At 63.9% G+C, this 12,209-nt stretch carries 14 protein-coding genes; 3 read left to right on the forward strand and 11 right to left on the reverse strand.

Annotated features, from left to right (window positions below):
* Positions 1–21 precede the first annotated feature (21 nt).
* A complete protein-coding gene (locus JF515_RS18875) occupies positions 22–645 on the forward strand; it encodes a flavin reductase family protein (RefSeq protein WP_203105985.1) in 624 nt (207 codons plus the stop codon).
* Here the strand turns inward: JF515_RS18875 and JF515_RS18880 are convergent.
* From JF515_RS18880 to JF515_RS18915, 8 genes are all read right to left on the reverse strand, one after another.
* The gene (locus tag JF515_RS18880) at positions 602–1,444 is read right to left on the reverse strand and encodes a hypothetical protein (protein ID WP_203105986.1); all 843 of its coding nucleotides are present in this window, start codon (positions 1,442–1,444) and stop codon (positions 602–604) included. The genes JF515_RS18875 and JF515_RS18880 overlap by 44 nt on opposite strands.
* A 51-nt stretch (positions 1,445–1,495) precedes the next feature.
* Positions 1,496–2,191, reverse strand: coding sequence for a TetR/AcrR family transcriptional regulator (locus JF515_RS18885; protein WP_203105987.1), 696 nt, complete (start codon positions 2,189–2,191; stop codon positions 1,496–1,498).
* Between the two features lie 85 nt (positions 2,192–2,276).
* Positions 2,277–2,981, reverse strand: coding sequence for an ABC transporter ATP-binding protein (locus tag JF515_RS18890; RefSeq protein WP_238401179.1), 705 nt, complete (start codon positions 2,979–2,981; stop codon positions 2,277–2,279).
* Positions 2,978–3,757 carry an ABC transporter ATP-binding protein gene (locus JF515_RS18895; RefSeq protein WP_203105988.1) on the reverse strand — a complete coding sequence of 260 codons (780 nt, stop codon included), beginning with the start codon at positions 3,755–3,757 and terminating at the stop codon, positions 2,978–2,980. Before JF515_RS18895 ends, JF515_RS18890 begins: the two co-directional genes overlap by 4 nt.
* Entirely contained in the window at positions 3,754–4,698 is a 945-nt protein-coding gene (locus JF515_RS18900) for a branched-chain amino acid ABC transporter permease (protein WP_203105989.1), read from the reverse strand. The genes JF515_RS18895 and JF515_RS18900 overlap by 4 nt, the downstream gene beginning before the upstream one ends.
* On the reverse strand, positions 4,695–5,567 hold the full coding sequence (locus tag JF515_RS18905; RefSeq protein ID WP_203105990.1) for a branched-chain amino acid ABC transporter permease: 873 nt from the start codon (positions 5,565–5,567) through the stop codon (positions 4,695–4,697). Before JF515_RS18905 ends, JF515_RS18900 begins: the two co-directional genes overlap by 4 nt.
* Positions 5,568–5,632: 65 nt before the next feature.
* The gene (locus JF515_RS18910) at positions 5,633–6,856 is read right to left on the reverse strand and encodes an ABC transporter substrate-binding protein (RefSeq protein WP_203105991.1); all 1,224 of its coding nucleotides are present in this window, start codon (positions 6,854–6,856) and stop codon (positions 5,633–5,635) included.
* Positions 6,857–6,907: 51 nt separating this feature from the next.
* Positions 6,908–8,521: an AMP-binding protein gene (locus tag JF515_RS18915; protein ID WP_203105992.1), complete on the reverse strand. Its 1,614-nt coding sequence runs from the start codon at positions 8,519–8,521 to the stop codon at positions 6,908–6,910.
* A gap of 148 nt (positions 8,522–8,669) precedes the next feature.
* On the opposite strand from JF515_RS18915, the gene JF515_RS18920 reads away from it, so the two are divergent.
* A complete protein-coding gene (locus JF515_RS18920; protein WP_203105993.1) occupies positions 8,670–9,155 on the forward strand; it encodes a YchJ family protein in 486 nt (161 codons plus the stop codon).
* 154 nt (positions 9,156–9,309) lie between these two features.
* Here the strand turns inward: JF515_RS18920 and JF515_RS18925 are convergent, their stop codons facing one another.
* The gene (locus tag JF515_RS18925) at positions 9,310–10,092 is read right to left on the reverse strand and encodes a siderophore-interacting protein (protein WP_203105994.1); all 783 of its coding nucleotides are present in this window, start codon (positions 10,090–10,092) and stop codon (positions 9,310–9,312) included.
* Positions 10,093–10,204: 112 nt separating this feature from the next.
* On the opposite strand from JF515_RS18925, the gene JF515_RS18930 reads away from it, so the two are divergent.
* A complete protein-coding gene (locus JF515_RS18930) occupies positions 10,205–10,645 on the forward strand; it encodes a MarR family winged helix-turn-helix transcriptional regulator (RefSeq protein ID WP_203105995.1) in 441 nt (146 codons plus the stop codon).
* Positions 10,646–10,698: 53 nt separating this feature from the next.
* Here JF515_RS18930 and JF515_RS18935 read toward each other — a convergent pair whose 3' ends face one another.
* Both JF515_RS18935 and bla read right to left on the reverse strand, forming a co-directional pair.
* Positions 10,699–11,235 (reverse strand): RDD family protein, encoded by a 537-nt coding sequence (locus tag JF515_RS18935; protein WP_203105996.1) that lies wholly within the window; start codon positions 11,233–11,235, stop codon positions 10,699–10,701.
* A gap of 40 nt (positions 11,236–11,275) precedes the next feature.
* Complete coding sequence (gene bla / locus JF515_RS18940; protein WP_203105997.1) at positions 11,276–12,190, reverse strand: class A beta-lactamase; 915 nt, start codon at positions 12,188–12,190, stop codon at positions 11,276–11,278.
* Positions 12,191–12,209: the final 19 nt, after the last annotated feature.

Raw genomic sequence — 12,209 nt, forward strand, 5'->3', positions numbered from 1 at the left:
CCGCCGCCCTAACATTGCCCGATGAACGACGACACCCATTTCTACCAGCCCTCCGCCGGCCACGGCCTGCCCCACGACCCTTTCAATGCCCTGGTGGCGCCGCGCCCGATCGGCTGGATTTCCTCACAGAGCCAGGACGGCGTGCTCAACCTGGCGCCCTACAGTTTCTTCAACGCCTTCAACTACCGGCCGCCGATCGTCGGCTTCGCCAGCATCGGCTACAAGGACAGCGTGCGGAACATCCAGGCCACCGGGGAGTTCGGCTGGAACCTGGCCACCCGCCCCCTGGCGGACGCCATGAATCAGAGCTGCGCGGCGGTGGCGCCGGAGGTGAATGAATTCGAGCTGAGCGGGCTGACACCGGAGCCGTCACGAATCATCGACGTGCCCCGGGTGAAGGAAACCCCGGTGTCCTTCGAATGCCGCCTCAGCCAGGTACTGCGCCTGACCGGCGCCGACGGCGCCGAGACCGACACCTGGCTGGTGCTGGGTGAAGTGGTGGGCGTGCACATCGCCCGGCACCTGCTCAAGGACGGCGTCTACGACACCGCCGCCGCCGAACCGATCCTGCGCGCCGGCGGCCCGGCGGATTATTTCTCCGTCAACGAGACGACCCGCTTCCAGATGTATCGCCCGAAGACTTAGCCCAGTCCGACACCATCACATCCTTGACGGTGTCGGCCAGATAAGGGTCCGCCATCAGATCGTCGTAGAGCTGGACGAGTTCCCGCTTGTGCTGCTCGGTGATCGGTTCCTTGGCGATGCGGTACAGGTCAGTGCCTGTCAGGTTCTTGATCGGGCGCCCCTTGAACATGTTGATGGAGAAAAAATCCAGGACCGGATTCTCGGGATTCGCTTCCAGAATCGCCATCTCGACCAGGCTGCCATCCTGCCCGTTGAATAACCCCAGCCCCGCAAAAATCCCAGCCGTGGCATGGGTGACACCACCGTTGAATCCACCGGTGTAAATACCCAACCCATGAGGTTCTACGATAAACCCCGTGTAAGCATCCAGCGGTATCAGCAAAAGAACCGCGTCCAACCGGTTCTCCCGGGCCAAGTCGCTTACCAGCGGACGGTATCTGTCGATGGGCGTTTCCATCCAAGTCTTCAAACTAAAAAAAGGCTGTTCAATGTCCGAGTCCAACCAGATTTGGCGGTCATAGTCCACGTGAACCAACTGGTAATTGAAGTGATCGCGAAGGCTCTGCTCGATACGAGTCCGATAGATCTGGTCCAGATTTGCCTCCGACAAATCCACCTTGATCCGGTCATTGCCGAAATTGGTGGCGCCTTTATAAGCAATATCCACCTCGTCGCCCATTAAGGACAGCACCGCGATCCGTTCCATGTCTTCGTGCTCGAACGGTGCCTTACTGGCACATCCTCCCAGCGCAAGCAGCACCACCCCCGCCAAGAAAACAAAGCAGACCGGCTTCTTCATATCCTTCCCCTTTTTATTGTTTCATCATCCACGTTAATTACGGATTACCGTTCAATCATCGGCAATATTCAAATAGCGCTCCAGCACGTCGCGAATCACCTCGGCGTAATGGTTCACGCAGATTTTCTGTTCCCGGTATTTGCCGCGCTTGAGGTACCAGTCCTGCAGCATCGCCTTGGTGAGCGAGGCGAGCAGGCGGGCGTTGACGTCGCGGTAGGCGCCGGCGGCGATGCCTTCCTCGATGATGGCACGGAAGATGTCTTCCACTTCCCGTTCGATGGCGACGGCGTCATGTTTCTCTTTCTCCGGCAGGCTTTTGGCTTCCATGTAGGAGAAGTAGAACCAGGCGCGCATGATCTCGCTGAGATAAAGGTGCGCCTGAATCGCGGTGAACAGCTTGTCCCGAGGATCGGCGATCTCCCGGGTGTGGCTGAGCAGAGTCTGGCGGGTGAGCAGGATGCCGTGGCTCTGGATCAGGTGGATCAGGTCGTCCTTGTTGCGGATATAGGCGTACAGCCCGCCCATGCTGAGGCCGGAATCGGCGCACAGGTCGCGCAGGGTCATGGCGTGGAAGCCTTTCGAATTGGCCAGACGCAGGGTGGAATCGATGATCCGCACCAAATTGCGCACCGCCACCGCTTCCTTCTTGATGCGAATCTTGTCCTGGTTCTGCCGGAACAGCTCCCGGCAGATGTCTTCCTTGGACAGACGCAGGTCCACTTTAAAGGCGTCGTAATCGGTGATCATGGGTCGTCAATGGGCTGAAAAGCGGTGAGTATAAAAGAGGCGGGGCCGGTTGCACCAAACCCCGCCGCCGATTCGCCGCCGGCCCTCAGGCGACCGACAGGAAGCGGTTCTGGGTGTCCACGTCCTGTTTCAGCTCGGCGCTGAGAGCTTCGTGCACCACCCGGCCTTTCTCCAGAATGTAGGCGCGGTCGGCATGCTTGAGGGCAAAGTGCACGCTCTGGTCGGTGAACAGGATGCTGGTGGTGCGCGACAGATCATCGATCAGGCGCCCGATCTGCTGCACGATCACCGGCGCCAGCCCTTCGTTGGGCTCGTCCAGCAGCAGCAGGCGCGGTTCGATCATCAGCGAACGGGCCACCGCAAGCATCTGCTGCTGGCCGCCGGACAGGGTGGCGCCGTCCTGGTCGGCCAGTTCCGCCAGCATCGGATACTCGTCGAAAATCCGCTCCACGCTCCAGGCGTTCTCGCCGCCGGGGCCGCGCCGGTCCGCCACGTCCAGGTTCTCGCGCACGCTCAGGCCAGGAAAGATGCGCCGATCCTCCGGCACATAGCCGATGCCCAGCCGCGCGATGCGGTGCGGCGCCAGGCGGGTGATGTCCCGGCCCTGCCAGGTGACCGTGCCCCGGCGCGGCGGCGTCAGCCCCACGATGCTTTTCAGGGTGGTGCTTTTGCCGGCGCCATTGCGCCCCAGCAGGCACACGGTCTCGCCCTCGTTGAGCGCCAGGGTGACGCCCTGCAGGGCCTGGCTCTCGCCGTAGTAGGTGTGCACGTCATCGAGTTGAAGAATCATGCGCCGGCCTCCTGTTCTTCTTCATCTTCTTCTCCCAGATAGGCGCGCCGCACCTCCGGGTGGCGGCGCACTTCCTCCGGCGTGCCCACCACCAGCGCCTCGCCCCGGTGCATCACCAGGATGCGGTCGGCCAGGCTGAACACCACCTCCATATCGTGCTCGGTGATCAGGAAGGTGTAGTCGCCGCTGTCGGCCAGGGATTTCACCAGCCCGGTGACACGGCGGGTTTCATCCGGCGTCATGCCGGCGGTGGGTTCATCCAGCAACACCAGACGCGGCCGGGTGGCCAGCACCACGGCGATTTCCAGCAGGCGCTTGTCGCCGTAGCTGATCACGCCGGCGCGGCGCTCCGCCAGCCCGCCGATGGACAGCCGCTCCAGCAGCGCCTGGGCTTCTTCCTGGAGCACGGTGTCGCGGGAGGCCAGGTTGAACCAACGTCGGCTGTGGTGATGCAGCGCCGCCAGCGCCACTTCCACGTTCTCGCGCACCGTCATCTCGGTGAAAATGTTGTTGATCTGGAACGAGCGCGACACGCCCAGCCGGCTGATGCGGTGCGGCGGCAGGCCGGTGATGTCCTGGCCGTCCAATAACACCTTGCCCCGGGTAGGCGTCATGCGGCCGGACACCATATTGTAGAAGGTGGTCTTGCCGGCGCCGTTGGGGCCGATAATGGCCAGGGTCTCGCGGGGCTGTACGTCCAGGGTGATGCCGGACACCGCGGCGTTGCCGCCGAAGTGCTTGGTCAGGTCTTGGATGCTCAGAATCGGTTCGCTCATTTTCGCTCCAGCCACCAGTCGAGGAAGGTGCCCAGCAGGCCACGCCGGAAGAACATCACCATCAGCGCCAGCACGATGCCGAGGAACAGCATCCACGCCTGGGTGATGCTGGTGATCCAGGTCTCCAGCAGGATGAACATGGCCGAGCCCACGAAGGGACCGAGAAAATAGCCGGTGCCGCCCAGGATCGACATCAGCACCGGTTCCGCCGAGGTGGACCAGTGCAGCATTTCCGGGCTGGCCACGCGCAGGAACGGGGCCATCAGGCCGCCGGCCAGGCCGGCGAAGGCGCCGCCGAGGGTAAAGGCGGCCAGCCGGTAGCTGCGCACATTGAGACCACAGAACGCCACCCGTTCCGGGTTCTGGCGGATCGCCTGCAGGATCATGCCGAACGAGGACCGACCGATCAGATAGAGCACCGCCGCGGCCACCACCACGAACACCAGCACCACGTGGTAGTAGACCGCCGGATTACCCAGTGTCAGGTCCAGCCCCAGGCCGAAATCCCCCAGGGTGAAGCCGGCGATGCCGTCGCTGCCGTTGGTCACCGAACGCCAGTGATGGGCCACCGAGAACACCATCATGCCGAACGCCAGGGTCAGCATGGCGAAATACACTTCGTTGAGGCGCACGCTGAAAAAGCCGATCACCAGCGCCAGTAGCGCGCCGGCGCCCACCGACAGCACCAGGCAATAGAGAAACGGCCATTTCAGATGCAGCAAGGTCATGGCGGTGGCATAGCAGCCGACGCCGAAGAACGCCGCGTGGCCGAAACTGAGCATGCCGGTGTAGCCGAACACCAGATTAAAACTGGCGGCGAACAACCCCATGATCAGAATTTCGGTGACGATGAAAATATAGAAATACGGCGCGAACCAGGGCAACGCCACCAGCCCGATCAGGGCCACCAGCAGCGCGCCGAGCAGAATCGTCTGTTTCATGCGGTAGCCCCCTTGCCCATGATGCCGGTGGGTTTGAACAGCAGCACCAGCGCCATGCCCACGAACGGCAGCAACATGTTGATCTCGGGCATATAGCGCCCGCCGAAACCGTGCATCAGGCCCAGCGCCAGGGCACCGATCAGCGCGCCGGGGAAACTGCCCAGACCACCGATCACCACCACGATAAAGGACTCGATAATGATCTTGTCGCCCATGCCCGGGTCGATGGCGCGCATGGGGGCCGCCACCGCGCCGCCCACCGCCGCCAGCCAGGCGCCGAAGGCGAACACGCCGGTGACCACGCGCTTGGTGTTGATGCCCAACGCCTCCGCCATGTCCCGGTCCAGGGCGGCGGCGCGCATGATGCGTCCCACCCGGGTGCGGTTGAACAGATACCAGAGACCGGCCAGCAGCAGCAGCCCCACCAGAATCACGAACAGGCTGTAAATCGGATAGCTGGGCCCGCCAAACACGCGCACGGTGCCCTGCAGAATCGGCGGCGGTTCCACCACGTGGATACCGGAGCCCCAGATGGAGCGCACCGATTCGTTGATGATCAGCAGCAGCGCGAAGGTCAGCAGCAGACTGTCCGCCACGTCGCGCTGATAGATGAACCGCAGCACCAGCCGGTCGATCAGCACCGCCACCGCCGCCACGCCCAGCGGCGCCAGCAGCAAGGTGGGCCAGAACGACAGGCCGACCAGATTGATCAAGGTATAGGCCAGATAGGCCCCGAGCATATACAGCGCGCCGTGCGCGAAATTGATCACGTTGAGCACGCCGAACACGATGTTCAGACCCACCGCGATCACGAACAGCAGCAGGCCGATATCCAGACTATTGAGTAAAGCCGCGCCAAAGCCGGACATGACACCCCCGTAACACGGAATTCAGGGAAGGGAACCGCCGGCCGGAGCCGGCGGCGTCAGGGTGTTCAGAGCTGGCAGCCGGTTTCCTCGATGGTGCGGGAAACCTTCTCGCCGTCGAAGATGCGCAGGTCCGCCAGGGTGCGGATGCCGTGCTTCTCGTTCATCGGGCCGGACTTGCCCCAGTTGGGGCCGACCAGCGCCTGATGATCGCCGGCGCGGAAGGCGATGGTGCCGTTGGGGGCGTCCAGGCTCATGCCGCTAAGGGTTTGCGCCAGTTTGTCGCCGTCGGTGGAGCCGGCGCTCTCGATGGCTTTCTTGTAGGCGTACACCGCCGCGTAGGCGCCTTCCGCGTTGTAGCTGGGCGGCACGCCGTAGCGATCGATGTAGGCGCTGACGAAGCGCTTGTTCACATCGTTATCAAAGCCGTCGTACCAGTAGCGGGTGGACAGCCACACGCCTTCCGGCATCTGCTCACCCAGGGCGGACAGCACCTCGGTGGCGGCGCCCACGGTGAACATGATTTCCATGTCCTGCTCGAAGAAGCCCAGGTTGTTGGCCTGGCGTACGAAGTTGACCAGGTCGCCGCCCCACACCGAGATCAGCACGCCATCCGGCTTGGCGGCCATCACGCCATTGATGAACGGGGTGAAGTCCTCGGCGCCAAAGCGCGGGAAGGCGGTGTCGCTCATCAGCTCCACGTCCGGGTTGGCTTCCTTGAGCGCCTTGCCGAAAAACTCCCAGGACTGATGGCCGAACGCATAGTCCGGGCCGATGGTGGTCCAGCGTTTGGCGCCGGTTTCCCCGGCGATGATGGCGGCGGCCTTCATGTTCTGGGCCACGTTGTTGCTGATCCGGTAGGTGTAGGCGTTACAGAGTTTGCCGGTCACGTCCGGGGTGGCGGCGTGGGTGATGATCAGCGGCTTCTTCAGTTCCGGCATCACCGGCACCAGGCCCTGGGCCACGCCGGAGCTGTCCAGCCCCATCAGCACGTCGGCCTGATCCTGGTAAACCAGCTTGCGGGCCGCCTGGATCGCCACCGATGCCTTGCCCTGGCTGTCCTCGGTGATCACTTCCAGGTCGCGGCCCATCACGCCGCCATCCTGGTTGATTTCGTCGATGGCCAGTTGAATACCCTGCTGGGCGAACTTGCCGTAGTTGGCGGCGCTGCCGGACAGAATATAGATGGCGCCGATGCGGATCGGATCGTCGTCCGCCCAGGCGGGGGCGCCGGCCAGGCCGGTAACGGCCACCAGCGTCATCAGGAGTCGTGCGGGTTTGAGCAGTTGCATGACGGGTCCTCTCTTTTTATCAGTGTTGTTGTCGTATGTTTTGTCCCGTGGCTAACCGGCGAGACGGTCACGCAGCACGTTCTTGCGAATCTTCCCGGTCACGGTTTTCGGTAGCGCGCCCAGCACCACCTTTTTGGGAATCTTGAAGCCGGCCAGCCGCTCCCGGCAGAAGCCGATCAGTTCGTCCAGGTCCAGCTCCGGGCCGGGGCGCGGGTCGATAAAGGCGCAGGGCACCTCGCCCCACTTCTCATCGGACATGGCCACCACCGCCGCCTCCGAGACGCCCGGGTGCTGATAAAGCACTTCCTCCACTTCCAGGCTGGAGATATTCTCGCCGCCGGAAATGATAACGTCCTTGGCGCGGTCCTTGATCTCGATGTAGTTATCCGGGTGCATCACCGCCAGGTCGCCGGTGTTGTACCAGCCATCACGGAACGCCTCGGCGGTGGTCTCCGGATTCTTGAGATAGCCCTTCATCAGGGTGTTGCCGCGCAGCTGGATCTCGCCCAGGGTCTCGCCGTCCGCCGGCACCACCCGGCGGCGATCGTGGTCGTAGACCCGGGCGTCGTTGACGGCGAAGTTGATCACCCCCTGACGGGCCATGCGCCCGGCCAGTTGCTCGGTGGGCAGCGCCGCCCAGTCCGGTTGCGGCACGCACAGGGTGGCCGGGCCGAAGGTTTCGGTGAGGCCATAGAGATGGGTGATGTCGAAGCCCAGCTCGCGGGCCTTGCGGATCACCGAGCTGGGCGGCGCCGCGCCGCCCAGGGCGAACCGGGCCGGCCGGCTCAGGGCCCGGCCACGCTGGTCCATGTCCGCCAGCAGCATGTTGAGCACCACCGGCGCGCCGCACAGATGGGTCACTCCGTGCCCTTCCATGCGCCGGTAGATCAGGTCCGCGTCCACCTTGCGCAGGCACACATGGGTGCCGCCCACGGCGGTGATCGCCCAGGTGTAGCCCCAGCCGTTGCAATGAAACATGGGCAGGGTCCACAGGTAGACGGTGTCGGCGTTCATCTCGAACGCCATGGCGTTGCTCATGGCCGCCAGGTAGGCGCCGCGATGGTGGTAGACCACGCCCTTGGGATTGCCGGTGGTGCCGGAGGTGTAGTTGAGGGTGATGGCGTCCCACTCGTCCGTTGGCGTACGCCATTGGCCCGGGTCACCGGCGGCGTCCAGCCAGGCCTCGTAGCGCGGGCCGTCCAGGCTGGCGGGGCCGCCGTCGCGCTCGATGGCGACGGTGGCCGGCGGTGTCGCCAGGCCGGCCAGGGCGTCCTTGATCACCGCTTCGTATTCGCTGTCGTAGATCAGCACCCGGGCCTCGCCATGGTCCAGGATGAACCCCAGGCTGGCGCCGTCCAGGCGGCTGTTGAGCGCGTTCAGCACGGCGCCGGCCAGGGCCACGCCATAGTGGGCCTCGAGCAGTTCATGGCCGTTCGGCGCCAGCACCGCCACGGTATCACCGGGCCCCACCCCGCTTTGCGCCAACGCCGCCGCCAGCCGGCGGCAGCGGGCCAGGAAGGTGCGATAGTCCAGGGTCATGTCGTCGTCGATCACCGCGATCTTGTCGGGAAACACGGTGGCCGAGCGCTGCAGGAAAGACAGGGGCGAAAGGGGGGCATAGTTGGCCCCGTTTTTTTCCAGCCCGTTCTTGTACTTATTGTTCATGGCGATTACCGACCTCTACTCTTACTCTGCTGCCGGGTCTGTTTAATGCCGCGATTATTTTTCAGGCGCCCGTCAAAAATATAGCGAGCGCTCGAAATATTCAATACACCGGAGGCGAAAATTCCTGGTTCTGGCAGAATAGCGCCCCATGACCGATACCGACCCGCGACACCCCGCCCCCACCGACGACGCCGTACCTTGTCCCTGCCAGTCCGGCCGTGTTTACGAAAACTGCTGCGCGCCGCTGCATCGCGGTGAGCCGGCGTCCACGCCGGAAGCGCTGATGCGCTCGCGCTACAGCGCCTTCGTGCGCAACGATACGACCTACGTGGCCAAAAGCTGGCACCCGGACACCCGCCCCACCGGGCTGATGCTGGATGACGGTGACGACTGGCTGGAACTTAAGGTGCTGGACAGCGATGCCGAAGGCGACCGGGGGCAGGTGCATTTTCGCGCCCTGCGCCGGCGCGATAAGGGGTTTTCGGTGCTGGAGGAAAAGTCCCGCTTCGTGCGCGAGGACGGCCACTGGTTTTACCTGGACGGCGACAGCACGGTGAGCAACCTGAAGCCGGGCCGCAACGAGCCCTGCCCCTGCGGTAGCGGCAAGAAATTCAAGAAGTGCTGCGCGGCGTGAATACCGCAAAAAAAGAGCGGGCCGTCCGCTGGCCCTGGGGGGTAAGAATGGACCACGACATGTCTGTATCGTGGCGTTCAGTATCCACCGCCGGGGCCGCATCCCGGTAGCCGGTTAGCGCGCGGTTCTTGCCCGATCCTGCCTCCGGTCTCCCTCAATCCTTATCCTTGCGCTTTTCGATTTGGTGGCGGTCCTCGGTGAGGCCGATTTGCCAGTAGCCGCTGGCGTAGAGGCGGCGGCGGTCCACCTGGCGTTCCTGGGTGAAGTAGCGGCGCAGGGCGCGCACCGCTCCGCTTTCGCCGGCCACCCAGACCGCCGGGGAGCCGTCCAGCCAGGGCAACGCCAGCACCGTGTCCACCAGGCCTACCGCCGGCTGCTCCGGGTAGGGATTGACCCGCCAGGTGACCTGGATGCCGTCCGGAAACGGCAGCGGCTGCTGGTCGGCGGGATCGAGAATATCGAGCACCGCGTAGCCACGGGCGTGGGCAGGCAGGCGCTCGATGTTGGCGCCGATGGCCGGCAGCGCCGACATGTCGCCGGCGAACAGAAACCAGTCGGCGTCGAAGTCCACGAACTTGGGCGCGCCGGGTCCGGCGAAGCCGATGCGGTCGCCGGGCCGGGCTTGGGCGGCCCAGCCAGAGGCGGGACCGTGGTCCGAGTGCATCATGAAATCCACCACCACCTCACCGCGCCCGCGATCGAAATGGCGCAGGGTATAAGTGCGCACGAAGGGCTTGTGCTCTTCCGGGGTGTCGTTGAATGGCGGCAAGGCGATGCCGGTCTGGCCGGGCCGAGGAATCAAAAGCTTGAAGTTGGCGCTTTCGTGGTCGTCGGGGAAGTCGCTCAGATCGCCGCCGCCGAGCACCACCCGTTTCATGTTCGGGGTCGGGTTCTCGGTGCGCAGCACCTCCAGGATACGGGGCGCGGGTCGGGGCATGGGTCACCTCATGGGAAACGGGGGCGCTTGTGGCGCCCCGGCAATTAGTGGACAATATCAACCATAAATTCACTGGTTGACTTTGTCAATCAAATACAACACCCCGACATCCATGCCACACCAAGCCGATATCCGCCAGGTGCTCTGGCAGCTGGCCTTCCAGTTCAAGGTCAGCAGCAAGCGCGCGATCCGCGACTACGACCTGCCCATCAACGGCATGCACGTGCGTCTGTTGCAGATGATCCACCGCCAGCCGGACTGCACCGCCCAGCATATCGCCGCCGTCACCGGCCGCGACAAGGCGCAGATCACCCGCGTCATCAAGGAGCTGGAGGCCATGGACCTGGTCACCCGCACCCCCAACCCGGAGGACCGCCGCAGCCAGTTGCTGGCGCTCAGCAAGACCGGTCAGGGACTGATGGCGCGCATTCAGGAGGCGGAGGACGAGGTCAGGAAGACGCTGCTGAAAGGCATCCCGAAAAAAGACGTGGACGCCTTTATCGAGACCGGCAACCGCATGCTCGACAACCTGCGCGACGACCAGGAACGGTAAGAGCGGTGATTCCACCGCGATGCCCCGGCGCCAGTATTGTTCCGCTATTCGGTCTAAGGCCCGGGCCTCGCCTCTACCACCCGGGTTCCCGCCAGCCGGTCGTGCAGACAACGCCTTTCCTTGCCAAAGATAAACAGCCCGTCGGCGATCAACAGGAGGTGGCCGACCACCGGAATCAACACCACCAGATTGACCGGCAGCAACCGCAGAAAGAACACCCGGCCCAGTGACGGTAACTCGTCGGACTCGGCGCGGACCATTTTGATCTTGAGCGCCAGTTTGCCGAGCGTCTGCCCGTTGTGAGCGATCATATAGCCGTTAATCACTAACCAACCCACCAGTGGAATAGCCGTAAGCACGAGCAAATTCGGCAACGTCGGCTGCATCAACTGGCCTCCCATGAAAGGATCGTTATGGAAAAACAGGCCGTATAGAAAAAGGACCGCAAGAGTAAAACCGATACCGATCAGATTATCCAAAAAGACCGCCGCCAGACGCTGGCCTCGCTGCGCCAGGACCGGGTCATTGCTTTCTTTCGTGGTGCTTTCGTCGGCGGCTATCCCCGCCGGCGCCAGATAAGGATTGTCCATTCCCCCTCCCCGCTTCTATTTATTTTCCCCACCCGAAAAACTAGTCGTTCCGTTTTGTTTTCTCAAGAAGTGGTTCTTTAAAATAACCCTGAGGGAGAACCAAGGCCAGCGCCTTGCCGATCTCGGCGATGGCGGCGTTGCGTTGCTCCAGGGTGGCGTCGGTTTCGGTGATGTAGATGGCCGCCAGTACCGGGCCGCGTTGCGGTGGCCACATCACGGCGATGATCGCCCGGGAGCCGTGCCCGCCGGCGCCGGTCTTGTCGCCGATAGTCCAGTCGTCGGGGATGCCGGCGCGCAACAGCGCGTCCGCCACCTGGTCGTCCTTCATCCATTGCAGCAGTTGCCGGCGCGACGGTTCGGCAAGGGTGTCGCCGAACAGCAGCTCGCGCAGGGTTTCGAGGATCGCGTCCGGGGTGGTGGTGTCCCGGGGGTCGCCGGGGGTGGCTTCGTTCAGTTCCGGTTCGCGGCGGTCCAGGCGGGTGACGTTATCGCCGGCGCCACGCAGGAAGCGGGTCAGGCCGGCGGGGCCGTCTATGGCGTCGAGCACCAGGTTGGCGGCGGTGTTGTCGCTCAGGGTGATGGCCGCTTCGCAGAGCGCGCCGAACGTCATGCCGGTGTCGACGTGCTCCCCGGTCGCCGGCGAGTAGGTGACCAGGTCCGCTTCGCCATAGTGGATCATCCGGTCCAGGCGGTCCTCGCCGGCATCGACCTTGCGCAGCAGCGCGCCGCAGGCCAGCACCTTGAAGGTGCTGGCGAGTGGGAAGCGCTGGTCGGCGTGGTAGCGCCAGGCACGGCCCGTTTCCTGGTCCGACACGGCGATGCCGACCCGCGCGTTAAGACGGCTTTCAATCTCCTGGGCCGTGGAGACCAGCGGCGTCCCGGCGGCGACGAGGCTGGCCGCCGTAAGGCCGAGGCAAACCACGGCGGCGCGGATAATCAATGGGATAGGGTTCAAGGGGGGACTCCTGTTACTG

The sequence above is a fragment of the Alloalcanivorax marinus genome, from assembly GCF_016785095.1.
GTDB lineage: Bacteria > Pseudomonadota > Gammaproteobacteria > Pseudomonadales > Alcanivoracaceae > Alloalcanivorax > Alloalcanivorax marinus_A.

Excerpts from the sequence above, each read along its gene's own strand:
- JF515_RS18920 (WP_203105993.1), top strand. The coding sequence starts at position 8,670 with ATGACCGATACCGACCCGCGACACCCCGCCCCCACCGACGACGCCGTA.
- JF515_RS18885 (WP_203105987.1), bottom strand. The coding sequence starts at position 2,191 with ATGATCACCGATTACGACGCCTTTAAAGTGGACCTGCGTCTGTCCAAG.
- JF515_RS18890 (WP_238401179.1), bottom strand. The coding sequence starts at position 2,981 with ATGATTCTTCAACTCGATGACGTGCACACCTACTACGGCGAGAGCCAG.
- JF515_RS18930 (WP_203105995.1), top strand. The coding sequence starts at position 10,205 with ATGCCACACCAAGCCGATATCCGCCAGGTGCTCTGGCAGCTGGCCTTC.
- JF515_RS18905 (WP_203105990.1), bottom strand. The coding sequence starts at position 5,567 with ATGTCCGGCTTTGGCGCGGCTTTACTCAATAGTCTGGATATCGGCCTG.
- JF515_RS18875 (WP_203105985.1), top strand. The coding sequence starts at position 22 with ATGAACGACGACACCCATTTCTACCAGCCCTCCGCCGGCCACGGCCTG.
- JF515_RS18895 (WP_203105988.1), bottom strand. The coding sequence starts at position 3,757 with ATGAGCGAACCGATTCTGAGCATCCAAGACCTGACCAAGCACTTCGGC.
- JF515_RS18935 (WP_203105996.1), bottom strand. The coding sequence starts at position 11,235 with ATGGACAATCCTTATCTGGCGCCGGCGGGGATAGCCGCCGACGAAAGC.
- JF515_RS18915 (WP_203105992.1), bottom strand. The coding sequence starts at position 8,521 with ATGAACAATAAGTACAAGAACGGGCTGGAAAAAAACGGGGCCAACTAT.
- JF515_RS18910 (WP_203105991.1), bottom strand. The coding sequence starts at position 6,856 with ATGCAACTGCTCAAACCCGCACGACTCCTGATGACGCTGGTGGCCGTT.
- JF515_RS18880 (WP_203105986.1), bottom strand. The coding sequence starts at position 1,444 with ATGAAGAAGCCGGTCTGCTTTGTTTTCTTGGCGGGGGTGGTGCTGCTT.
- JF515_RS18925 (WP_203105994.1), bottom strand. The coding sequence starts at position 10,092 with ATGCCCCGACCCGCGCCCCGTATCCTGGAGGTGCTGCGCACCGAGAAC.
- JF515_RS18900 (WP_203105989.1), bottom strand. The coding sequence starts at position 4,698 with ATGAAACAGACGATTCTGCTCGGCGCGCTGCTGGTGGCCCTGATCGGG.